Origin of the sequence: Streptomyces sp. Ag82_O1-12 (genome assembly GCF_900182715.1) — a bacterium.
GTDB lineage: Bacteria > Actinomycetota > Actinomycetes > Streptomycetales > Streptomycetaceae > Streptomyces > Streptomyces massasporeus.
The window spans coordinates 8,280,403-8,303,900 of record NZ_FXUW01000001.1; the positions used below are offsets into that span (position 1 = coordinate 8,280,403).

Genomic DNA, 23,498 nt, shown 5'->3' on the forward strand with positions numbered 1-23,498 from the left:
GCGGGCAGCTCCGGTCCTGCTCCTCGCGGCGAGGTGCTGACGCCCCCCTGCCGCGAGGAGTTCACGGACTCGGTGGAAGCCTCCTGCTAGAAGGTGAGGTTCCAGGCGTCGATCCGCCCGGTGTCCTGTGTCGCGATGTCGCGCACACGCAGCTTCCACGTACCGGACGCGGTCTCCGACGAAGCGTCCACCGTGTACGTCTTCACCACGTCGTCCCCGCTGTCGCCGTCGGCGAAGTCCTCCAGGGAGTAGACCGAGCCGTCGGGGGCGACGAGGGACAGCACCAAGTCGCCGCGGTACGTGTGCTTGACGTCCACACCGACCTTCAGCGCGGCCGGGGCGTTGCCCGTCACACCGGTCACGGTGATCGGCGACTCCACCGTGGCGTTGTCGGCGACGGTGACGTCGGCGGTGTTCTCGAAGGAGCGGCCGGGCGGCGGCGTGGTGCCACCGACGGCCTTCAGCGCGTCGACCTGGCCCTCTCCGAAGAAGGCGTTCTTCGCCGTGGTGCCGGTGCAGCGGATGTCGGACGGGCACGCGGTGTCCGTGGCCTGGGTTCCCAGCCGCGCACGCAGATCAGCGGGGGTGGCGGCCGGATCGGTACTCTTCAGCAGCGCGGCGACACCGGCGACGTGCGGCGATGCCATCGACGTGCCGTTCATGTTCCCGTACTTGCCGCCGGGGAGCGTCGAGTAGACGCCGTAGGCTCCGTCGCCGCCCGGCGCCGCGACGTCGATGACGTCCCGGCCGAAGTTGGAGTACGACGCCTTGATGTTCCCGTTGCCCATCGCCGCGACGGTCACCACGCCCGGCAGCTCCGTCGGGATGTCGACGCAGGCGTTGGTGATGGTGCGGTTGACGGGGGTGGAGTCGTTCGGGCTGGAGCTGTCGCTGCGCTTGTTCGCCAGGTCGTAGGTGGAGTTGCCCGCTGCCGCGACCTGGAGCGAACCCTTGCCCTCCGCGTACTCCTGCGCCCGGCGCACACCCTCGATGATGGCCGCCTGGTCCGGGTCGTCGGGGCAGTTGAACATCCAGGGGTCCGTGTAATAACTGTTGTTGGTGACGTCGAAGCCGTGGTCACCGGCCCACATGAAGCCGCAGATGGTGTTCTCGGCGAAGAACATGCTGGTACTCGGCTCCGCCACGCGCACGGACGCGATCTTCACGCCCGGCGCGACGCCGACCACGCCCTTGCCGTTCTTCGCGGCGGCGATGGTGCCCGCGACGTGGGTGCCGTGGCTGCCGACGTCACGCCAGGCGCCGGCCCGGGTGTCGGCCTTGCCGTAGGCGCAGGAGACGGAGTCCGCCGTGTCGAAGTTGGGTGCGATGTCCTGGTGCCGGTCGTCCACTCCGGTGTCGAGGACGCCCACCGTGACGGACGGCGAGCCGGTGCTGACGGCCCAGGCCTTGTCGGCGTTGATCCTGGTCATGTCCCACCGCGCGGTCTCGGTGAGCGTCGTGGACGACTGCCCGGGAGCGTTCGGCAGGGTGGGGGAGTAGGCGTCGGCGGGGACGTCCGAGGTGCGAGTCGCACCCACCTTCTGCACGCCCGCGACGGAGCGCATCGCGGCGGCGAAGCCGGCCGACGAGGAGTGGGCGACCACGACGCCGATCGCGTCGTAGTACGCGAAGACCGAACCGCCGTTCGCCGCGACGGCGTTGCGGGCGGCGGAGGTGTCGCCGGGAGCGGTGATGACGAGGTAGGAGCGGGTTCCGGCGGCAGTCTGGGCAGGCACGGCGGCGCGGGCCGCGCCCGGACCGGGCGGAAGGCCGGTGTCCACGTCGGCCGCTCCGGCGGGCGTGGCGAGCGCGAGGGCCGCTCCGGCAGCGGCGACGGACAGCAGCGACCGTCTGAGACGGCGCTGGGATGTGCGGGGGGTTGTCACAGCATCCTCCGAGAGCCCGGGGCGAGGGGTGGTGCCCGCCGGGCCGTGGGTCGAATGGGTCGACGCAAGATTTCAGATGAGGGCATGACAAGGGAAGGGTCTGCGGCGCTTTGATCGTCAGGGGGGACAAGTAGGTGACTTCACTCCGGATCGCACAGGGGGCATGCTCTGTACATGCCGGGGTACACGCGCGTTCGTCAGCCCGCGGGAGGCCGGCAGCGTGCAGCTATAGGGGAGGGAAGCATCGTGGCGACAGTGACTACGGCGAAGACGGACACGAACGTGGAGGGGCTGCCGGAGGTCGCCGAGCCCTCGCGGATGGCACCGAAGGACGCCCGGCAGCTGACGCGTCTGTTCTTCGACCAGCTCGCGGCGCTGGAGGAGGGCACACCCGAGTACCAGTACGCGCGGAACACGCTGATCGAGATGAACATGTCCCTGGTCCGCTTCGCGGCGGGGCGGTTCCGCAGCCGTGGGCCGGAGGAGATGGAGGACATCGTCCAGGTCGGCATGATCGGCCTGATCAAGGCCATCGACCGGTTCGAGTTGACCCGCGAGGTGGAGTTCACCTCCTTCGCCATCCCCTACATCGTCGGCGAGATCAAGCGGTTCTTCCGCGACACCACCTGGGCCGTGCACGTCCCGCGCCGGCTGCAGGAGGCCCGCGTCCAACTCGCCCGCGCCACCGAGGAACTCCGCAGCCGTCTGGGCCGCACCCCGACGGTGAAGGAACTGTCGGAGCTGATGAGCCTGCCCGAGGACGAGGTCAGGGAGGCCCGGCTGGCCTCCAACGGCTACAACTCCACCTCCCTGGACGCGGCGATCGGCGGCAGCGAGGACGGCGAGACGGCCCTGGCGGACTTCATCGGCGCCGACGACCGTGCCCTCGAACTCGTGGAGGACTTCCACGCACTCGCCCCGATGATCGCCGCGCTCGACGAACGCGACCGGCAGATCATCCACATGCGCTTCGCGGAAGAACTCACCCAGGCCCAGATCGGCGAACGCCTCGGCGTCTCCCAGATGCACGTCTCCCGCCTGCTCTCGCGCTGCCTGGCCCGGCTGCGCGAGGGCATGCTCACCGAAAGCTGACTCCGCGGCCCACGGCGCGGGGCGCCAGATCATCCGAGGAGGCCTCTGCCGCGAACCGGGTGTTCTCCCGCTGGGGGTCCGCCGGTCCGTCCCGGTGCAGGTCGGCCACGGCGAGGGAACGGCCGAATCCGTAGCCCTGGAGGCCGTCCGGGCGACCGCCGTCGAACCCGCCCAGGCTCAGCTGGGGCAGGCCGGCGACACCCTCGGCACCATCACGGCCCGCATGTACGGGGCCGCGCCGGCCGTCCTGCGGGACACCACGCACCGCTCGGCTGACGCCGGTCGGCTGGCGCCGAGTCGCACGGCGATCCGCCCGCCGGCCCCCCGTTTCCGCGGGCCGGCGGGCGGACCCAGGGGGTCGGGCAGGCGGGGCCCGTGCAACCATCTGCCCCACGCGGCCCCGTGCTGTCGCCGACCTCGGAGGGGCCCTCTGGGCGCCTGTCCGGCCCGTTGGCGGCACCACTCGAACCAACCCGGCGACTCGGCGCATACAATTTGCTCTCATGCCGAAGCCTGACGAGCTGATCGTTGACATCGCCGCCCGTGTGGAATCCGGGCAGAGCAGCCAGATGTCCCTGACCGTGGTCACCGGTGGTGCCGTCATCACCGGTCGACTGGCTCCCGAAGCCATGTGGCGGCAGAGGGTGTCGGAGGTGCTGACGGACTCCGCCCGCCTGGGTGAGTTCTCCGCCGTCTTCGAAACCCCGCCGAAGGAGGACGGCCCGCCCACGCATCTGCACTTCCATGTCGCGCGGATTCTGCAAGGCACCGTGGGAATCCCGGAGACGGGCGGCATGTTCCGCGTCGCGATCGAGGACATCAGCGCCTGGACCGTGGGCGACTTCAGCTACTCCGACCACTGACCGGCGGCCGTGCCGGCAGCGCACAACCGTGAAGGGCGGCTCTACGCGGCGCTGCCGTGACCGGCCTCGCCGGGAGCGCCCAGTGGCCGCGTCGGCCCCTCGTCCTCCACCACCCTGCGTTCCGGCTCGGTCGCGTCCAACTCCCAGTGGTGCCGGCACTCCTCGCACCGGGGGCCGTCCGCCCTCACGTCGAGCACCTCCCCGTTCGGGCAGTCCGTGCCGTCCCCGCGACCCTCACACGCTTCCCCGCCGACCCCCATGCGCTCGACCGTGCGCCGTCCCGTACCCGAACGGGAGGGCGCCGGCGGGGCGCACAGGGGCTCAACCCCGGCACAGCGCCCCGGCACCCGCCGTCAGCCCCACCTGCGACATCATGAGGCCGCGAGCGCCATCAGGGAGACAGGCAGGTCCCCGGCTCCTGGATCGTTCTGACGATCTGGCCGCTGTATGTGGCAGGTGAATTCACCGGGAGAGCAACCACCGAAGCAGGCGGAGTACTGGTCGAATTTTGAACTTTTTCGGGGTTGCGCGACACTACCTGTGAATCGTCGGCTTCCGTCGCTTCCATGATCTCGTCTTTGCACTTCACGCAGGCCAAGAGAACCGGCCGCGTGGTCCGGAAGGCGAAGGGAGATCATGCGGCCAACTGCGGGGATTTCTCCGTCCGCTCACGGGGAGCGGCTCATTCCGCCCGCGGGGGAGCTTTGCACTCCGGTCCGCCCCTCGATCAGCGATCAAGAATGGGAGGGCTTCCTCGACAGGACGGTATGACAGAAGCCTTGCACCGATCCGATCCTCCTGCCAGGGTTCGGGAGTCGGTTCTCGGCATTGCGTCACGGGGGAGACTCGATGTTGTTCACCTTTCCGATGGACCATGACGGCTCTGCCTTTCCTCGGCCCGTGGTTCGCCGCGCTGCCTGACGACATCCGCAAGCGGATGAGTCGCACGACAGTCGGTGGGCCCACTGGGAGTTGCTGAGGAGGAAGAGTGATGGACCACATCTCCGCATCCGTACAGAAACCGATACGGCAGCACGTACGCCGCCCGGATCCGCATCTGGGCGGACGTTTATCGGAGATCACCCAGGTGCCGATCAGCAGAATCATGGTCGGGGGCTCACTACGTACGGCCGGGGAGGATCCACGGCACATCGACGCGCTCGCCGAAGTGTGCTCCGAACTGCCGCCGATCGTCATCCACCGGAAGACGATGACCGTCATCGACGGTGTGCACCGGCTCAGGGCGGTGGAGAACAGCGGCGCCACGCACATCAGCGCCGTGCTCTTCAACGGCGATGAGCGCGAGGCCTTCGTGCTCGCGGTCAAGCTGAACAGCAACCACGGACTGCCGCTCTCCCTCGCCGACCGCAAGGCCGCGGCCCTGCACATGCTCGCCGACTTCCCGGAGTGGTCCGACCGGCGGCTGGCGGGGGTCGTCGGCCTGTCGGACAAGACCGTCGCGGCACTCAGGCGACGGTCGGGTGCGGAACTTCCGCACCCGACCGCGGTGCGACTGGGGCGGGACGGGGTGGCCTACCCCCTCGCGGCGACGGAAGGCCGCAGTCGCGCGCTGGCCCACCTCACCGCGCATCCCGACGCGTCCGCGCAGGAGGTGGCGCGTGCCGCGGGCATCTCGCTCACCACGGCGAAGGACGCGCGAAAGCGGGCCCGCGCACTTCGAGGTGAGCCACCGCCGACGGAGCAGCCGGGCGCCGGGCCGGTCCGGGAGACCGGGGCCGGCCGCCCCGCCCTCGTGAAACGTCCCAAGGCGGGGAGCGCGGACCTGGCACTGGCCGTGCGGCGGTTGCGCGCCGATCCCTCGCTCCGGTTCACCGAGGTGGGCCGGAAGCTGCTGCGGACCCTGGACCCCTCGGCCACGCAGCCGCACGACTGGGCGGCGATGGCGAGCAGCATCCCGATCCACTGCGCACCTCTGATCGCCGAGCTGGCACGGCACCACGCCGAGAGCTGGCAGCTCCTGGCGGAATCGTTGACGGAACGGATCAATTCCCGGGAAGCTGACGTATAGATGTCCGGCCGGTTCATCGAACGCCGTTGCCGACGCCTCGGATTTGTCGCCTCCGGTTTTTCCGTCGAGATCATCTCCTGGATTCTCGCGGACGTTGCGTGAAGCGCCGGCGCATCAGATTTGGCGCACTCGGGGCCTATTCGCCGACGCGCTCCGAGCTGTCTCCCGGTGTCTGATCGAGCCGGCGTGGCTCCTGGTGGGGGACAGAAAAGCCTTTCTGAAGCCTGCGGTATTTGTTGAATGTACGACTTGAGTTCAAACGGTTGCGCGGTGCCCGAACGGTTTGTACTGTGACTCACACAATTTTGAAGCGGGGGTGCGGGGGGAACGTGACTTCGTATAGTCCTGGCCATGTTGGGCATGAGCAGTCACCCGTGCCTCAACACATTGTTCGTGACGGTTCATCCTTACCGGGGATGCCGACCCATTGGTACAACTTCCTGGCGGATCTACCGGGACCCATGCCCGAAGTCAGGGATTCCGGAAGCCCCACGGCCGCAGAGATATCGGCCAGAATTCGGCCGCGAGTCCTCGTCGAGCAAAACGGTTCGGGCGAGCAATGGATTGCCATTCCCGAACCGGTCCTGGAGTTGCTGCGGCAATGCGGCCGGCCGACACCGTTGCACCGGGCGCACCGACTCGAGAAGTATCTCGGTACCGGCGCGAGAATCTACCTCAAGCGTGAAGACGTCCTTCCCACCGGCAGCTTCAAGCTGAACACCGCCATAGCTCAGGCGTATTACGCGGCCGAGGAGGGGCGGACGACCCTCGTCACCGAGACCGGGGCGGGTCAATGGGGGATGAGCGTCGCGCTGGCGGCGAAGATGTTCGGCCTGCGGGCCGAGATCTTCATGGTGAGGTGCTCGCTCGAGCAGAAGCCCTACCGGCGTCACTACATGGAACTCCTGGGGGCCGAGGTACGGCCGTCGCCGTCGACCCGCACGGCGATCGGACGAAAGATCCTCGGGGAGAACCCGGGCCACCCCGGCAGCCTCGGCACCGCGATCAGCGACGCGATCGAGCACGCCCTGGGCGACCCCTCCGCCGCGTACCTCGCCGGCAGCGGGATGCCGCACGTCTACCTCCATCAGACGTTGCTGGGGCTCGAGGTCGCCCAGCAGCTCAAGACGACCCACGGCGAGGACCTGGGCGTCGACGGGCGCGGCGACCACCTCATCGCGTGCTCGGGTGGCGGAAGCAACCTCTGCGGTCTCATCGGCCCTCACCTGCGGGCCAAGGCCGACGGGGCCGACCTCCGCTTCCTCGCCGCGGAATCCACGGCGGCGCCCCGGCTCACCCAGGGCGTCTACGCGTACGGCCGCACCGACCTGGGCGGCTACACGCCCGAGGTGCTGGGCTACACGATGGGGGAGAGTTTCATCCCCCCGCCCAACCACGTCGGCGGCCTGCGCAACCACCACAGCTCCGCCCTGGTCAGCCTGCTCCGGCACGAGGGCGTCCTGGACGCCGTCGCCTTCGACCAGCGGACGGCCCTGGAGGCCAGCCGGCTCCTGCTGCAGACCGAAGGCCTGTTGCTCGCCCCCGAGGCCGGCCACGCGGTCGCCGCGGCCCTGGACGTCGTGGCGAAGGCCGACGCGGAAAACGCCGAACCGGTGATCGTGGTCCTGGCCAGCGGCTCCGGATTCCTCGATCTGCAGGGATACAACGAAGTCCTGCTCGACGCATAGCCGCACCATCGTTCACGGCATCTTCGCACCATGCGATTGGGAAGCCATATGCGCTTGGCGACATTTCAGCCCCAGCACGGCGTTCATTGCGAGACGACCACCCTCCGCAACATGCTCCACCATGCCGGCGCCGGTATATCCGAAGCCATGCTGTTCGGCCTCGGCCAGGGGATCGACTTCCAATACTGGGACGCTCCGGATCCTGCTCGCGGCACGCCGATGCTCACCGGTCGGATCGAGCCTGCCCTGCTGTCCCGCAACGCCTGCGCGGCCCTGGGGGTGACCTTGCGTGAATCGCGGTCACCCGACCCGGAATCGGCCTCCGCCACAGCGGCGCAACTGCTGGCCGCGGGCCACGTCGTGGGAGTGTCCGTCGACATCTTCCACCTCGACTACTTTTCGTCCCGCAGTCATTTCGCGTCGCACTACATCGCGGTGTACGGGCTCGACGACTCCCTCGCCCACGTCGTCGACACCGATCAGCAGGGAGGGGCACAGACCCTTCCGACGGAGTCGCTGCGCCGAGCCCGCGCTTCCGACGAAGGCTTCATGCCGTCGCCCCACCTGCACCTGTACGTCGAGAAGCCGCCGGAGCGTCTGATCACCGACACCGACGCGGTCCTGCGTGAACAGATCTGGAACGCCGTCCGGCTGACCGCGGAGCGGATGACCGAGGACCGCGGACCCCGATTCGGTCTCCGCGCCATGCGCCGGGCCGCTTCCGAGATCGCCGGATGGAGCGACACCCTCGCCTCCCCGGACGACTCGGTGCCGGGGGTCGGGCGCTTCTGGCGCTTCGCGGGAACCGGCGGAGCGAACTTCCGCAAGCTCTACCGCGAGTTCCTGCTGGAGGCCCGGCAGCGGTATGACGACCCCGAACTCGACCCGTTCGTCGAGGACTTCGGTGACGTGGAGCGGCAGTGGGACCAGGCGATCGACCTGCTGATGGCCTACCGCGGCGCGGACGACGGGCGAGGGCGACTTCAAGCCGTCGCGTCCCGGCTGCACGCGATCGCCGACGCCGAACAGGCCGCCTTCGAAAGGCTGCTCGTCTCGGCCGCCAAGCGGGCGGGTGAGTCGGCTTGACGATCACCCGGGCCAGGTCCATCTGCCGTATGTGCCACGGCGGTTGCGGCGCCGTGGTCGAGCTCACCGACGGCGTCCCCACCGACATCCACGGCGACCCGGACAATCCCACGAGCGAAGGCTACTTCTGCATCAAGGGCAAGGCCTCACTCGACCTGCTGCGCAGCCCGGACCGGCTGACGACACCGCTGATGCGGACCGGCCCGCGCGGCTCGGGGACGTTCGAGCCGGTCAGTTGGGAAGCCGCCCTCGACCGGATCGCCGGCGAGCTCGCCGCGACCATCGGCCGGCACGGACCCGAGTCCGTCGTCCTCGGCCAGGGCACCGACCGCAACTACCAGGAATGGGTGTTCCGGCTCGCCAACGCGATCGGGACGCCGAACGTGGTCGGTCCGGCACACGTGTGCTTCTACCCGCGGGTCATGGCCTCGATCATGACGTACGGCGCCTTCACCTTCTGCGACTACGACGGCGACCCCGAAGTCGTCCTGCTCTGGGGCAGCAACAAGCCGAGCACCCACTCGGACGGCGTGATCGGCGTCAAGCTGCTGGGAGCCGTCGAACGCGGCAGCCGTGTCATCACCGTCGATCCGCGACGTACGCAGACCGCCGCACGCTCCAGCCTGCACCTGGCGATCCAGCCGGGCACCGACTGCGCACTGGCCCTCGGCATGATCAAGACCGTCATCGACGAAGGCTGGTACGACCACGACTTCGTCGCCGCGCACACCTCCGGGTTCGACGAACTCGCCGCGCACGTGAAGGCGTACGACATCGAGCGGGTCGCGCGGATCACCGGACTCACGCCCGAGCTCATCCACGAAGCCACCCGCTCCTACGCCCTCGCCGCCCGGGCCTGCATCGAGGCCGGAACCGGTCTGTCGCAGAACGAGAACTCCTTCGACGCCCACCGCGCCATCGCCATCCTCGCCGCGATCTGCGGAAACATCGACGCCCCCGGCGGCGACGTGATCTGGGAGCCGATGCCGATCGAGGGCCGGCGTGCCTTCCCCCGCTCGGACCTGCTCCCCGAGGAGCAGGCGAAGAAGCGGATCGGCGGCGACAAACACAAGATCCTTTCGATGTCCGGCTGGGTCGCGCCGGGAGACCTGCACGAGGCCATCGTGACCGGCGCGCCGTACCCGATCACCTCCATGCTGATCTTCGGCAGCAACATGCTGGCCTCGCACGAGAACACCGGGCTCGTCCGCGAGGCGATGAGCAAGCTGGACCTGATCGTCGTGTGCGACCTGTTCATGACGCCGACCGCCCGGTACGCCGACGTCGTCCTGCCGACGTCGAGCTGGCTGGAGCGGGACCAGATCGTCGAGTTCAACTCCTACATCGCGGCCCGGCAGAAGATCGCCACGGTCGACGGCTGCCGGTCGGACGAGGAGATCATCCTCCAGCTCGCCGAACGGCTCGGCCTGGGCGAGCACTTCTTCCCCTCGCTGGAAGCCGCTCTCGACGCCAAGCTGGCCGGCATCGACCTCACCTGGGAACAGTTCACGAAGATCGGCTACATCCGGAACGAGAAGCGGTACCACAAGTACCGCGACGGCGGATTCCGTACCCGGTCCGGACGCGTGAACCTGATGAACCACGGGCTGCGGGCCATGGGCTACAAGGCGTTCCCGGTCTTCCGGCGCCCGCCGGAAACCGACCAGGCCCTCCCGTACGTGATGACCAGCGCCCATCCGCGCCAGTTCTACAACACCGAGTTCCATCAACTCCCGACCACCTCGCGCAGCCAGAGCACGGCGCGGGTGACCGTCCATCCGGACACCGCCGAGCGGGAAGGGCTGACGGACGGCGAAGAGGTGGACCTCTTCACGCGGGCCGGTGCGCGCGGGGTGCGCATGACGGTCAAGATCTCCGACTCCGTCGCACCGAACGTCGTGATGGCGGACGCCGGCTGGTGGTATCCGGGCGAGTCCTCGGTCGACGCCTCGCTCAGATCCTCGGTCAATCTCCTGACGGACAACGACCGTTCCGACGTGCACATGGGGAGCGCGACGATGAGAGGTGTAGCAGTGGGAATACGGCGGCTGGGGCCGGGCCGTGGCTAGCGCGCGGGGCACCGTCGCCGCCCGGGTGCCGGAGACCGACGAGGGCCTTCAGGGCGACGAACTGGCCCTCAAATACGACGAGATGCAGCGTCACATCCGGGACAACGGCTGGCTCCAGGAGAAGATCGACGACATCCTGGCCGCCGAGATCACCACCGGCGAGGTCCTGGAGCTGGGATGCGGCCCGGGCTACCTCGGCCTGGAATGGCTCACCCAGGCCGAGGACTCCGCCCGGCTCGTCGGCCTCGACATCTCACCGGCGATGCTCCGGCGGGCGGGCATCAACGCGGGCGGCTACGGCGTCGCCGAGCGGTGCGCCTACGAATGCGGCACCGTCCTGGCCCTGCCGTTCGAGGACGACCGCTTCGACCACGTCATCAGCGCGTCCTCCCTGCACGAATGGGCGGATCCGGTGACCGCCCTGTCGGAGATGCACCGCGTGCTCAGGCCGGGCGGCCGGTACTGCGTCTCCGATCTGCGCAGGGACGTCGACCGGACGACGTTCCAGTTCATGAAGGCGAACATCGCGGCCGACATGCGCCCGGGCTTTCGCACCTCGATCCGGTCCGCGTACGTCAAGAGCGAGATCGAAGAGCTGCTGCGCGGCACCGCGCTCGACACGGCCGTCGTGACGGAGGCGCAGATGGGGATCGTCATCACGGGCAGGAAGGAAGCGCCATGAACGCACTCGCGGGAAGTTCGCCGGCCATCACCGCCACGCGCGACGGGCGCTTCCCCGACCGCGCCGGCTTCGGACGGGCCTGGGAGGAGATCCTCCGGACGTCGAGCACCTGGCGGGACCTCGACTGCGGACAGTACCTGTCGGCCTGGTGCGGATACGCGCCGGAGCACGTCGTCGAGAAGTTCGCCGGTGTCAACCACGTCGGCATCTACATGGGCGACTACGACAACGACGACGAGGTGTTCGGATGGAACGCCCACCTGAACGACCTCCGGGCGTCCGGCGAGATCACAGCCGTCGAGATGGGGCCGTCGTACATCTCGCCCCGGCAGTACGGCACGCCGGGATGGTGGAACTCGATCGCCCTCACCGACGGACGGGTCATCGAGATGTTCGCCTGCCGCCGGTTCGGCCCCTGGGCGGACCGCCCCGCCGGAGAACGGGGACGGCTCATGTCGCACGTCGCCATCGACGTGCACACCGACGCCGACGTCCGCTACCTCCTGGACGTCCTCGACCGGGACGTCGACCACCTCGAGAACATCGCGTTCACCGAGGCCGACGAGCTCGGCCACACCTACGGCCACCTGCGCAACAACGACAGCGGTTCCGTGCTCGAGATCGTCTACGAGGCGCAGCGCGGCGGAACGGGGCACGGCGATGGCGGTCATTGAGATCTCGCCGCACTCCGGCGAACACTGCGAATCGACCGCTCTGCTCAACATGCTCCGCAACCACGACATCGAGCTGAGCGAGCCGCTGATCTTCGGGCTGGGACAGGGGCTGTCGTTCCTGTACTGGCACTCGAAGCAGATGCCGAGCCCGTTCCTCGCCGGCCGGGTCAAACCCGACCACCTCATGCGCAACGTGGCGGACGCCCTCTGTCTGGAGCTGCGGGCGCAGGAGACGTCCTCACCGGCGAAGGCCGAGGCCACGCTGATCGAGGCTCTCGACGAGGGCGATGTGGTGGGCCTCAAGCTCGACCGCTACCACCTCGACTACGCGCGGGAGAACCACCACTTCGCCGCGCACTACGTCGCCTGCATCGGCTACGAGGACGACAGGTTCGTCGTCGTCGAGACCCGGTCGCTCGGCGTCCGGTCGACATCGCGGGAGAGCATGGCCCGGGCCCGGTCCGCCAAGGGACCGATGTCCTCGCGCCACCTGTCCGTCCGGGTGAACCCGAGCGGGTACGACGAGTCGATCCTCGCGAAGGCCTGCCGCACCTCGATCCTGGCCGCCGCACAGGACTTCCTGAGCCCGCCGATCACCAACATGGGATTCAAGGGGATCGCGAAGGCCGGCTCCCTGATGCGCGGATGGCACGACAAGCTCGACCGGCCGGTGGAGGCGATGAGCGCCGTCGGCACCAGCATGGAGGAAGGCGGCACGGGCGGCGGACTCTTCCGGACGCTGTGGGCGCAGTTCCTGGAAGAGGCGCACGAGCTGACCGGTGTCGAGGCCTACGACGAGCTCGCCGTCGAGTACCGCCGCATCGCCAAGCGCTGGACGGACGTGGCGAACCTGCTGCGCGACGCCGACGACTCCGGCGCCCGGCGCTCACTCGACGACGCCGCCTCGATCGTCAGCAGCTTGGCGGCCGAGGAACGTACGGCGATGGCGAGGCTGGAGGAGGCGTCCCGATGACCACGCTCGCCCGGCCGGCCGGGCACGACCCGCGCGGCACACTCCGCGACACCCTCGTCTCCCGCGTCGACATCGCGCGCAAGGTCGCCACGGTCACCTCGCTGGACCGGCAGGCGCTCGACGCCTGGGCCGCTCAGGCGCTCTCCGCGACCGTCGAGCACGCCTGCCGCAACTCACCGTTCTACACCGGCTTCGTCCCGGCCGAGGTCGCCCGAGCGGTCGCGCAGGGCCGTCCGCACGCCTTCGAGGCCCTTCCCTTCACGACGCGCGAACATCTCGCCGCCGCCTATCCGCTCGGCATGCTCGCCGTGCCGAGGCGTGAGGTGATCCGGTTCGACGAGAGTTCCGGTACCGGCAACGGGCGCCCCATCGCCGCGTTCTTCACGATGGCGGACTGGCTGGAGAACAACCTCACCGTCGCCGGGCTGCTGGCCGCCGTCCTGGACGAGCGGGACGTCGCGGCCATCGCCGTCCCGTACGAGCTGGCCGGGGTGGGCCAAGACCTCGACCGGGCGATCGAGATCCTCGGCTGCACCATCGTGCCGCTCGGCGCGGCCTCACCGTCCTGCACCCCGGACCGGATGGTCGACGCCCTCCTGCGGTCCGGCACCACCACCCTGGTGTGCTCCGGGACGCGCGCCCTGTTCCTCGGCGAGATCGCCCGCCGCCGGGGCATCGACCCCCGGCGCGACCTCGCCGTCTCGAAGATCCTCATGGCGGGGGAGGGGGCGTCGCCGGCCAAGAAGCGGCGCCTGGCCGACCAGTGGGACGCCGTCGCGTACTCGATGTTCGGCATGACCGAGACCAACACGCTGGCCATGTTCTGCCGCGAGCGCGCACTGCACCTGGTCGAGACACGGACGTTCTTCGAGGTGGTCGATCCGGGGTCCGGCGAGCGGCTGCCGGACGGCTCCGTCGGTGAGCTGGCCGTGACGACGCTGGCGAGCCGGGCCATGCCGCTGCTGCGGTACCGCACCGGTGACGTGTGCCGGATCGAGGCGGCGCCGTGCGCCTGCGGTTCCCCGCTGCGCCGGCTGCAGCACCGGGGCCGGATCGGCGACCGGATCCCGCTCGGGGAGCGCTGGACCTCCCAACTGGAGGTCGAGGACATCGTCCTGGGCGCCATGACCACCGAGCCGTACTACTTCGCCTTCGACATCGACGGCGATGCCCTTCAGATCGCTCTGCCGCCGACCGGCGCCGACGACGCGACCCGGAAATCGATCGAGGCCGCAGTCCGTGACCGCCTCGGAGCGGCCACCCGATTCCGCGTGCTGGACACCGACCGGTTCGAGACGGCGCTGCGAACCTCGGCCAAACCGACGATGCGCAACTTCAGTGCCTACGGGGGAGGAGGGGCTGACGGTGAGGGTTGAACTGCCGCTTCCCACGCGCATTCCGATCGACGGGCGCTTCGAGATCGATGACACGTGCATCGACTGCAAGCTCTGCAACGACCTGGCGCCCGACAACTTCGACGCGGACCTCGACAACGACGTCCACTACGTGTGCAAACAGCCCGAGACACCCGACGAACTCGAGCGGGTCCTCGACGCTTTCGAATCCTGCCCCACCGAATCGATCCGGTACTCAGCGGAACCCAGCGGGGAGTGATGGCGCGATGCCAAGCCTGGACGATCCAGTGGAAGCCGGCATGTGCGCCGGCCGACGGCAGATGACCGGACTGGGACCGGTGGCCGAGAGCTACGACCAGCTGCACCGCATCGACCTGCTCGGCGAGGCGCGGGCCGCACGAGGAGTACCGGAGGGCACGTACGACTCGACGGTGTGCGCCGTCCTCCAGGCGTCCGAGGTGTGCCTGCTCAACCTGGCCCGGCTGGCGAACAGGACCCAGGCATGCCTGCTGGCCGACGACATCCCGACCGCGTCCCGCTACGTCCAGTGGGCCGTCGGGTTCCACCGGCTGCTGCGCAGACTCGGCACGGTGATGTTCGGCGCCCGCGGCATCTACGGAGCCGCCGTGTCCGCGGGGGCCACGGCCGTCAGCATCTCCGAGTCCGCCGGCTACGCGGCCTACGTCGACGCGCTCCGCGGCCTGGAGGACGTCGCCAAGGGCTCGCTGCTGGCCGGCGCACCCGAGCTGACCCGCTCCACCATCGCCACCAAGAGCATCGACGACCCGCTGTACCGCGTGCTGCACGGCATCCGGGTCGGCTGCCACGACGCCACCAAGTGGGAGAGCGACCTCACCTCCGTACCCATCGGGGTGAGCCGGAGCACCGACGAGCTGATCTCCGCCGAGACACTGGCGCGCGCGGTCGCCGCGACCGAGCTGAACGCGGACACCCTGCACGGCGAGTTCGTCGCCCTCCACCAGATCCCGGAGATCCTCTGCGCCGAGGCGAACGACCATCTCGAGGTCGCGATCCGGGCCATCCGCGCCTCGGCGCTGAGCCGGGCGGCGCAGCACCTGACGGCCTGCCGGGAGCTGCTCGACCCGGTGGTCGACGCGCAGCGGGTGATGGCCGAACACCTGGCCACCGGGGAGTACCACGAGTTCCGGACCAATCTGGGACCCGCGAGCGGTACGCACTCGCTGTCGATCAAACAGCACATGTTCCGGGATCTGTTCAAGCACATGTGGAACGACCTCGAGGCCTGGCTGAGCTCGCTCGGCGGGTCGTCGCTGGAGGAGACCGTCCGGGACATCGACGCACGCCGCCACGACGACCCGGAAGGCTGGCTGCGGCACACCGTGGTCGACCAGGCGTTCAAGCTGCACTCCGCCCACCAGCAGTGGCGCCACGAACATCTGCACATGCCCCGCAACTGCCTGGGCAGCGGCGGCACCAAATCCATGATCGGCATCCCGGACGGGCCCCAGGCGGTCTACAAGATGCGGGACGCGGCCAACGCCCAGCACGCACTGGCCACACTCCACCGGGCACGTCGGACGCCCCTGACGAACGCCGTGCCGGACTCGCCCATGGTCAAGCTCATCACCGATCCCAGCTCCCTCGACTCCGAACTGATGCGGGTCGTGGGCGAGGCGACACGCGAGTACTTCCCCCAGGTGCAAGAGCAGAGCTACCAGCCGTTCCGGTCCGGTGCGGCCGAGCGGAACCCGTAGGAGCGCGGACGGTGACCACCACAGGATCCACAGCCTCTGACAAGCCCACCGACGAGACGGCCCTTCTGCCGGGCACCTCCGGCGGCGCCTGGCGAGGCAGCGAGTACATCGCCAGCCTCAAGGACGAGCGGGAGGTCTGGTGCGAGGGACGCCGCATCGACGTGACCGGCGACCCGGGCTTCAGGCCGATGCTGTCCACGCTGGCCGGCCTCTACGACGCCCAGCACCTGCCCGACCGCGCGGACGAGATGCTGCACCGCTCGGACACCTCCGGCAACCTGGTCAGCCTGTCGTACCTGGCGCCGGCCGACCGGGACGACCTCGGCCGCAAGTGGGCCAACTCCCACCGGTGGGCGGAGGCCTCCTACGGCCAGCTCTCCCGGATACCCGACTTCATGTCGAACGTCGTGGTCGGGCTCTATGACTACCGGTTCGAACTGGCCAAGGTCGACCCCGAGTTCGGGCGCAACGCGGAGAACTACTACCACTACTGCCGCGAGAACGACCTCACGCTGACCCACGGCCTGGGCGACCCCCAGATCGACCGTTCCTCGACGCCCGCCGACCGGCCGGAACTGGGTCTCAGGGTGGTGCGGCGCGGCTCCGACGGCATCGTCGTGCGGGGAGCCAAACAGATCGCCACCCTGGCGCCGTACGCGCACGAGGTGCTCATCTACCTCTCGCCCGCGAACTACCTGCGCGAGGACCCCAGCTACGTCTGCTGGTTCGCCGCTCCCCTGGCGACACCGGGCCTGCGCGTCCTGTGCCGCACGTCGTACGCCGAAGGCTCCGGCGGCCTGTCCGCGCGCTACGACGAGCAGGACGCCATGCTGGTGTTCGACGACGTGTTCATCCCGAAGGACCGGGTCTTCCTGCTCGACGACTCCCAGGCGGCCGTCCGCGGGTTCGGCGAGCTGAACAAGTGGTCGCTCTACACCGGCCAAGTGCGCTACTACCACCGGCTGCGCACCATGCTCGGGGTCGCGTCACTGCTGGCCCAGGCGATCGGCGTCGACAAGTTCCGGCAGGTCACGGACCTTCTGGGCGAGCTCACCTCGTACGTCGAGATCGTCCGGCTCGGCCTGGCCGCGATCGACGCCGAGTGCCGGCCCACCTCCTCGGGCCTGCTCGCGCCCGGCTCGACGGCAGCGCTCGACGCCGTCGCCGGCCGCTTCTCGACGCGCGGCTCGGAGATCATCCGGCAGATCGGCGCGTCGGGTCTGATCATGCAGCCCTCGGAGGCCGATCTCGGGACCTCCGAGCTGCGCGCGGTGCTGGACACCTACATGTGCGGGCGCGAGACGAGCGTCGACGAGAAGTCCCGGATCTTCCGCCTCGCCGCCGACCTGGCCGTCGACCGCTTCGGAATGCGCCAGGAACTCTACGAGACGTGGAACCGCGGTGATCCCGCCCGGGTCCGCTCGATGCTCTATGCCCGCTATCCCGACCTGCGGCGCTGCGAAACCCAGGCCCGCGACCTGGCCGAAGGGCGGAACGACACCACATGAGTCTCGACAGCATCCGGCTCGAAGGCGTCACGACCCACAACCTCAAGTCGGTCGACGTCTCCTTCCCCAAGGGAAAGCTGGTCGTCGCCGCGGGCGTCTCGGGATCGGGCAAGTCGTCCCTGGTCATCGACACCCTCTTCGAACACTCCAAGACGCTCTACCTGGGCGCGCTGTCCAGCAAGTCCCTCGACATGGGCGACGGCGACTACCAGTTCGACCGGATCGCGGGGACCCAGCCGCCGGTGGCCCTGCGCCAGCGCGACGGCGGCTACTCCAATCCCCGCTCGACCGTGGGGACCCTCACCGGCCTCGACGGGCTGTACCGGCTGCTGTTCGGCGCCGGCTCGCGGCCGGTGTGCCCGGCCTGTCTCGGCCCGACCGGTCCGGACCTGTTCTGCGACGACTGCGGCTGCTTCGCCGAACCGCACTCCGCGAAGCACTTCAGCCCCAACCGCAAGGAAGGCAAGTGCCTCCAGTGCGACGGCATCGGTGAACTCGTCGGCTTCGCGCTGAACAAGATCATCCCGGACCGGTCGAAGACGCTCACCGAGATCTGGGACGGCGCCGACCCGGGGACATTCGCCGTTCCCAACGTGCGCAAGGCCTTCGAGGCGATGGCCGCGGACATCGGCCTGGACCTCGGCCTGCCGTTCGAGAAGCTGAGCGCGGAGCAGACCGAGCGGGTGCTGCACGGCTCGGACACCATCTACACGCTCAAGATCCGCAAGGTCACCAACGACTTTCGCTTCGAGGGCATCCTGGGCTTCCTGGAGCGCGCGTACCGCAACGCGTCGTCGGCCGCCCGCAAGAACGCCTTCACCAACTACCTCGGACGGGAAGTCTGCCCCGGGTGCAACGGAGGGCGGCTGCGCCCCGAGTCGCTCAGGGCAACGGTGGCCGGGCACACCTTCCACGACTTCCAGAGCGACGAGTTGTCGCGTTCGATCACCCGGTTGCGCGACGGACTCACGTCCGGTGCCGTCCCGGCGCAGGTGCGTGAACTCGCCTCCGCGATCGTCAAACAGAGCGCGAACATCGACGATGTCGGCCTCGGACACCTGCAACTGCAGCGGCCGGTCATCACCCTCTCCGGCGGTGAACTGCAACGGCTGCTGCTGGCGCAGCACCTGGCCAGCGACCTGACCGGCGTCATGTACGTCCTCGACGAACCGACCGCGGGCCTTCACGAAGCCGACACCGGAAAGATCCTCACCTCGCTGCGACGGCTGCGCGATCTCGGGAACACCGTCATCGTCATCGAGCACGACGAGTCGGTGATCCGCGCCGCCGACTGGATCGTCGAACTGGGACCCGGGGCCGGCTCCCGCGGCGGCGAGATCGTCTTCGAGGGCCGCGTCGCCGACCTGCTGAACTCCGGTGACTCGCTGACAGCGACCGCGATGCTGACCGGCGGGCCGTCGCGGGCACGGGCCGAACTCGCCGACGCGTCCTGGCTCGAAGTGCACGGCATCACGCGCAACAACGTGGTCGACCAGACCGCGACCTTCCCGCTCGGCGGGCTCACCTGCGTCTCCGGCGTGTCCGGCGCCGGCAAGAGCTCACTGGTGGCCGGCATTCACGCATCGGTCTCCCGGGCCATCGCCCAGCGGTCGACGGGCGCGGCGGACGGGAGCACCGGCATCCAAGGAGCCGAAGCCCTCGACGACGTCATCTACGTCGAGCAGCGGCCGATCGGCCGCTCCAGCCGGAGCACGCTCGTCACCTACATCGGCATCAGCGACCACATCCGCGACGCTTTCGCCGGCAGCGCCGACGCGGTCGAACGCGGCTTGGGACGAGGCGAGTTCAGCCCGAACGTCGCCGGCGGGCGGTGCGAGTCCTGCAAGGGACTCGGGCTGGCCGAGATCGAGATGACCCTGTTCAAGAGCGAGTTCATCGTCTGCCCCGAGTGCGAGGGCCGTCGGTTCCAGGAGCACGTCCTCGAAGTCCGGCTGGGCGACAAGAACATCCACGACGTGCTGTCGATGACCGTCGAGGACGCACTCGATTGGTTCGACGCCCAGAGCAGTCCCAAGGTCGTCCAAGCGCTCGGCGTGCTCCGCGAGTTCGGCCTCGGCTACCTGCAACTCGGCTGTTCGACGACCACGCTGTCCGGTGGCGAGGCGCAGCGGCTCAACCTGGCGGGCGAGCTGCTCAAGCAGCGCCGCAGCCGCACGCTGTTCATCTTCGACGAGCCGACGCGGGGCCTGCACGCCGCCGACATCCGCCACCTTCTGGCCCTCTTCGAACGCCTGATCTCCACCGGCAACACCATCGTGGTCATCGAGCACGACCTGAAGGTGATCGCCATCGCCGACTGGGTGATCGACCTGGGACCCGGCGCCGGCCGCGAGGGTGGCCGGGTGGTGCACAGCGGGACACCGGAGGACCTCGCGGCCAACACGGCGAGCGTGACCGGGCAGTTCGTACGCCGGCTGCGCGACGAAACCGGCGCGGCGACGCCGATGCCCGAACCCGCCGGACTCCTTCAGCCGAGTGCGGCGCCGGACCTCGGGATCATCGGCGAGCTCCTCCCACGGGCCGTCACGGTGGTCGCCGGCACGGCACGGCAGTCCGAGCGGAACGGACCGACACCGTACGGACTGGTGATCGGCTCCCTCACCGTCGTCTCCGACGAACTCGCCCTGATCGGCTTCCTGGTCCGCTCCGGCAGCACCAGCTGGAACGCCATCGCGGACACCGGCCGGTTCTGCGTCAACATCCTCGGCGAGGACCAGCACGAGGTGTCCGACGCCTTCTCGCAGGGCAGGCCGGACAGCCGCTTCGACACCCTCGCGTGGACCCCCTCCGCCAATGGCTGCCCGCGGCTCTCCGGCGCCGTCGGCACCATCGACTGCAGCCTGAAGTCGACGTACCGGATCGGCGACCACGAGTTCGTCCTGGCGACGGTCGTCAGCGTCGACATGGCGGGCGGCGCGGACCGCCGCCCACTGCTCCGGGGCGAACGGGGCGACAGCGCTCTCGACGACTACGGGTGGCGCCGGTTCGCCCGGGAAGCGGAGGCCAGGTGACCACGACCACGTCCCTCGCAACGCACTACGAACAGTTCCTGGAGCTGCTCAGCCGAGACCCCCGCACCGTGGCGGACGGCCGCGACACCCTGCGCGCGCGGTACGGCGAACGAGTCGACCCGTCGGGCGGATCACAGCCGGTCGTGCTGACCCGCGACGAGTGGATCCGCAACCAGATCGACCTGACGCTGGCACTGGGCCGGCTGCTCACCGAGGACGACGCCGTCGTCTCGGCCGTGCCGTACGAACTCTCGTTCATCGGCGCCGAGGTGGACCGCGCGATCGAGATGGTCGGCGCCTCGGTGATCAGCGTCGGGACGAGCGGGACCATCTGCCCGATGCCGCGGCTGCTCGGGCTGATCGAGCAGTACGAGGTGACGGCCCTGGTGTGCTCGCCGAGCTTCGCCGCGGAGCTCGCCGCTCTCGCGGTGTCCCTGGGCAAGCGGCCCGCGGACTCCACGATCCGGACGATCGTCTGCGTGGGGGAGGCCTGCTCCACCGAGCGCCTCGACCGCATCGGCGCCGCCTGGGCGGCCAGGACCTCGGCCCTGTACGGGACGCCGTCGACACCGACGGTCGCCGTCGCCTGCGACCACGGCGCGCTGCACCTGTGCGACCACCGGCTGCGGGCGGAGGCCCGCGGCGGTCTGCGCGGCGAGCTGATCCTGAACGGCACACCGACCGGCGAGGTCGTCGAGCTGTGGCCGGCGGAGGGCCGCTGCGACTGCGGTTCCCCGAGCCGGGTCCTGGTGCCGCTCGGCAGCGTGGCGTCGGCGGTACGCGGACCGGACGGGCTGGTCTCGGCGGTGGACGTGGAACGGATCGTGTTCGGCCACAGGAGGCTCGCACCGCACTTCGCCTGCGCCGTCCGGGACGGCACCTTCCACGTGACCTGCGCCGTGGCCGACACCGACGCGGTGGACACGGACGCGATGCGGCGCGCGATCCGCGGCGGCATCGACGAGGCACTCGGGGTCGACGCCGAGGTCACGATCGTCGGCGTAAAGGACTGGAGTACCGCCCCGTCATGACCCGCACCCCGCCGCGGCGCGCGGTCGCCGCGGCCCATCCACCCGGTGGCATCTCGAGGAGACAAGACGCATGAGGGTAGCGGTAGTACAGACCCAGTGGGTCGACGACCCCCAAGACGGCCTGCGCAACGCCTACCAGGCGATCGAGGACGTCTGCGGTGCCGGCGACATCGACCTGGTGTGCTTTCCCGAGTTCCTGCTCGGCCCGCCGTGGTACATGCCCGGGCAGGACGGGCTGAAAGGACGCACCGACACCCCGATACCGGGGCCGATCGTCGACGGCTTCCAGTCCCTGGCCCGCAAACTCGACACGCACATCCTGCTGGGGTCGCTCGTCGAGGACATGCAGGACGGCATGTACCGGAACACGTCCCTGCTGATCGGCCGGCAGGGCGTCATCACCGGACGCGCCGTCAAGGCACACCCCTTCGGCAACGAGATGGTGGTGTGCCGCCAGACGGACGCACTCGGCGTGCTGTCGACCGAGTTCGGGCAGATCGGCATCGCCGTGTGCTCGGACTTCTGGATCCCCGAGGTGGTCCGGCTGCTGGCGCTCGCCGGCGCGCGCACGGTCTTCGTACCGGGCGGGACACTGGGGCAGAACCAGCCGCTCATGGTGAACGCCCTGCGCACCGCGGCGTACCTGAACGACGTCAACATCGTCTACGCGAGCTCGGTCGGAGTCGTCCGCGGCAAACGCGGCGACCGGCTCGTGGAGATCCACTTCGCCGGCACCAGCCTGGTCGCCAGCCCGGACGGCGTGCTCGCGCAGGCCGGCAGCGACGAGCCGGAGACCCTCGTCGTCGACATCGACGAGCCCGCGGACGGCGACGGCCGCCGCTGGCAGCAACTCCGCAGGCCCGACGCCTACCGGGCGCTGCTCACCCCGTACGCCGGAGCGGACCGGGACCTCGCCGCCGAGCTGCGGGCCAGCCTGACCGGGGGCGGCGGCCCGGACCGGGGCCGGCCCGCCGCCGCGACCAGCACACATGAGGGGACTCGTTCGTGACCATCTTCGTAGCGCAGCACGCCCGCCGGGCGACCCCTGAGGCGACGGCCTCCGCCGTACTCGACGATCTCGACAGCCGGGTGACCGACGAGGCGTCGTTCGTCGTCCTCCCCGAGAACGCGTTCACCACCGGTGGCGAGGTCCAGGCACTGTCCCGGCCCCTGCGCGAACAGTGCCTGGACCGGCTGACGGCACTGGCGCGGACCCGCGGTACCTACGTGCTCACCGGCTCGTGGGCGGAGACACGGCCGGGCGGCGGGCTGACGCAGGTGGCGAGGCTGCTGGACCCGAGCGGCTCGGAGTGCGCCCGGGTGGAGCGGCCCGTCCTGCCCGACGGGACGACCGGCACCGGCGACGACTTCCCCGTCGTAGAGACGTCGTTCGGCCGCGTCGGGGTGCTCCTCGGCCCCGACTTCTGGCTGGTCGAACCGCCGCGCATCGCATGCCTGGCCGGTGCGGAGCTGCTGCTGGTGGCCGGGTCCCTCGACGGCAGGCAGCAGGAGTCGCAGCGCGCCGCGGTGTGGGGCATCGCCACCCTCAACACCGTCGCCGTCGCCTTCTCCGGATCGCTGAGCGAACGCTGCGGTGGGGGCAGTGCCGTGGCGGCGCCCGAGGGCTTCGTCGCCGAGGCGGGCACCGACGAGGGTGTCATCGAGGCGCCCTGGGACGTCGAGAGGATCCGGCACCTGCGCGAACCCGACCTGCGCTTCCAGCAGACCCTCTGGTTCGGACTGTGGGCGCGCCGGACGGAGCTGTACACGGACCTGACGGCGCAGGTGAGTTGA

The 23,498-nt window shown here is 69.6% G+C and carries 20 protein-coding genes; 17 read left to right on the top strand and 3 right to left on the bottom strand.

Going from position 1 to position 23,498, the window contains the following annotated elements:
* Nucleotides 1–86: 86 nt before the first annotated feature.
* A complete protein-coding gene (locus QOL88_RS37780; protein WP_257028007.1) occupies nt 87–1,886 on the bottom strand; it encodes a S8 family peptidase in 1,800 nt (599 codons plus the stop codon).
* 246 nt (nt 1,887–2,132) lie between these two features.
* On the opposite strand from QOL88_RS37780, the gene QOL88_RS37785 reads away from it, so the two are divergent.
* Nucleotides 2,133–2,978 (top strand): RNA polymerase sigma factor SigF, encoded by an 846-nt coding sequence (locus QOL88_RS37785; protein ID WP_179879075.1) that lies wholly within the window; start codon nt 2,133–2,135, stop codon nt 2,976–2,978.
* Here QOL88_RS37785 and QOL88_RS37790 read toward each other — a convergent pair.
* Nucleotides 2,965–3,243 carry a hypothetical protein gene (locus tag QOL88_RS37790; RefSeq protein WP_179879076.1) on the bottom strand — a complete coding sequence of 93 codons (279 nt, stop codon included), beginning with the start codon at nt 3,241–3,243 and terminating at the stop codon, nt 2,965–2,967. The genes QOL88_RS37785 and QOL88_RS37790 overlap by 14 nt on opposite strands.
* 238 nt (nt 3,244–3,481) lie before the next feature.
* Here QOL88_RS37790 and QOL88_RS37795 point away from each other — a divergent pair, with 238 nt between their 5' ends.
* Entirely contained in the window at nt 3,482–3,841 is a 360-nt protein-coding gene (locus tag QOL88_RS37795) for a hypothetical protein (RefSeq protein ID WP_097222683.1), read from the top strand.
* Between the two features lie 41 nt (nt 3,842–3,882).
* Here QOL88_RS37795 and QOL88_RS37800 read toward each other — a convergent pair whose 3' ends face one another.
* Nucleotides 3,883–4,029 (bottom strand): hypothetical protein, encoded by a 147-nt coding sequence (locus QOL88_RS37800; protein WP_257028008.1) that lies wholly within the window; start codon nt 4,027–4,029, stop codon nt 3,883–3,885.
* An 899-nt stretch (nt 4,030–4,928) separates the two neighbouring features.
* Between QOL88_RS37800 and QOL88_RS37805 the strand changes: the two genes are divergently transcribed.
* The 15 genes from QOL88_RS37805 to QOL88_RS37875 all read left to right on the top strand — a co-directional run bounded on the left by QOL88_RS37805 (nt 4,929) and on the right by QOL88_RS37875 (nt 23,498).
* Complete coding sequence (locus QOL88_RS37805) at nt 4,929–5,870, top strand: ParB/RepB/Spo0J family partition protein (protein ID WP_257028009.1); 942 nt, start codon at nt 4,929–4,931, stop codon at nt 5,868–5,870.
* A 416-nt stretch (nt 5,871–6,286) separates the two neighbouring features.
* Nucleotides 6,287–7,558: a TrpB-like pyridoxal phosphate-dependent enzyme gene (locus QOL88_RS37810; protein ID WP_097222686.1), complete on the top strand. Its 1,272-nt coding sequence runs from the start codon at nt 6,287–6,289 to the stop codon at nt 7,556–7,558.
* A 48-nt stretch (nt 7,559–7,606) separates the two neighbouring features.
* On the top strand, nt 7,607–8,644 hold the full coding sequence (locus tag QOL88_RS37815; RefSeq protein ID WP_097222687.1) for a BtrH N-terminal domain-containing protein: 1,038 nt from the start codon (nt 7,607–7,609) through the stop codon (nt 8,642–8,644).
* Nucleotides 8,641–10,713 (top strand): molybdopterin-containing oxidoreductase family protein, encoded by a 2,073-nt coding sequence (locus QOL88_RS37820; RefSeq protein WP_257028011.1) that lies wholly within the window; start codon nt 8,641–8,643, stop codon nt 10,711–10,713. Before QOL88_RS37815 ends, QOL88_RS37820 begins: the two co-directional genes overlap by 4 nt.
* Complete coding sequence (locus QOL88_RS37825) at nt 10,706–11,395, top strand: class I SAM-dependent methyltransferase (RefSeq protein WP_097222689.1); 690 nt, start codon at nt 10,706–10,708, stop codon at nt 11,393–11,395. The genes QOL88_RS37820 and QOL88_RS37825 overlap by 8 nt, the downstream gene beginning before the upstream one ends.
* The gene (locus tag QOL88_RS37830) at nt 11,392–12,069 is read left to right on the top strand and encodes a hypothetical protein (protein WP_097222690.1); all 678 of its coding nucleotides are present in this window, start codon (nt 11,392–11,394) and stop codon (nt 12,067–12,069) included. The genes QOL88_RS37825 and QOL88_RS37830 overlap by 4 nt, the downstream gene beginning before the upstream one ends.
* Nucleotides 12,056–13,042 (top strand): BtrH N-terminal domain-containing protein, encoded by a 987-nt coding sequence (locus QOL88_RS37835; protein ID WP_097222691.1) that lies wholly within the window; start codon nt 12,056–12,058, stop codon nt 13,040–13,042. Before QOL88_RS37830 ends, QOL88_RS37835 begins: the two co-directional genes overlap by 14 nt.
* Nucleotides 13,039–14,418, top strand: coding sequence for a phenylacetate--CoA ligase family protein (locus tag QOL88_RS37840; RefSeq protein WP_097222692.1), 1,380 nt, complete (start codon nt 13,039–13,041; stop codon nt 14,416–14,418). Before QOL88_RS37835 ends, QOL88_RS37840 begins: the two co-directional genes overlap by 4 nt.
* Nucleotides 14,408–14,656 (top strand): ferredoxin, encoded by a 249-nt coding sequence (locus QOL88_RS37845; protein WP_097222693.1) that lies wholly within the window; start codon nt 14,408–14,410, stop codon nt 14,654–14,656. Before QOL88_RS37840 ends, QOL88_RS37845 begins: the two co-directional genes overlap by 11 nt.
* A 7-nt stretch (nt 14,657–14,663) precedes the next feature.
* Nucleotides 14,664–16,133 (top strand): tryptophan 2,3-dioxygenase, encoded by a 1,470-nt coding sequence (locus QOL88_RS37850; RefSeq protein ID WP_097222694.1) that lies wholly within the window; start codon nt 14,664–14,666, stop codon nt 16,131–16,133.
* A gap of 11 nt (nt 16,134–16,144) precedes the next feature.
* The gene (locus QOL88_RS37855) at nt 16,145–17,641 is read left to right on the top strand and encodes a 4-hydroxyphenylacetate 3-hydroxylase N-terminal domain-containing protein (protein ID WP_097222695.1); all 1,497 of its coding nucleotides are present in this window, start codon (nt 16,145–16,147) and stop codon (nt 17,639–17,641) included.
* The gene (locus QOL88_RS37860) at nt 17,638–20,673 is read left to right on the top strand and encodes a flavin reductase (protein ID WP_097222696.1); all 3,036 of its coding nucleotides are present in this window, start codon (nt 17,638–17,640) and stop codon (nt 20,671–20,673) included. The genes QOL88_RS37855 and QOL88_RS37860 overlap by 4 nt, the downstream gene beginning before the upstream one ends.
* Nucleotides 20,670–21,704 (top strand): phenylacetate--CoA ligase family protein, encoded by a 1,035-nt coding sequence (locus QOL88_RS37865; RefSeq protein WP_097222697.1) that lies wholly within the window; start codon nt 20,670–20,672, stop codon nt 21,702–21,704. Before QOL88_RS37860 ends, QOL88_RS37865 begins: the two co-directional genes overlap by 4 nt.
* A gap of 70 nt (nt 21,705–21,774) precedes the next feature.
* Nucleotides 21,775–22,713, top strand: a complete 939-nt coding sequence (locus QOL88_RS37870; RefSeq protein WP_097222698.1) for a carbon-nitrogen hydrolase family protein — start codon at nt 21,775–21,777, stop codon at nt 22,711–22,713.
* Nucleotides 22,710–23,498 (top strand): carbon-nitrogen hydrolase family protein, encoded by a 789-nt coding sequence (locus QOL88_RS37875; RefSeq protein ID WP_097222699.1) that lies wholly within the window; start codon nt 22,710–22,712, stop codon nt 23,496–23,498. Before QOL88_RS37870 ends, QOL88_RS37875 begins: the two co-directional genes overlap by 4 nt.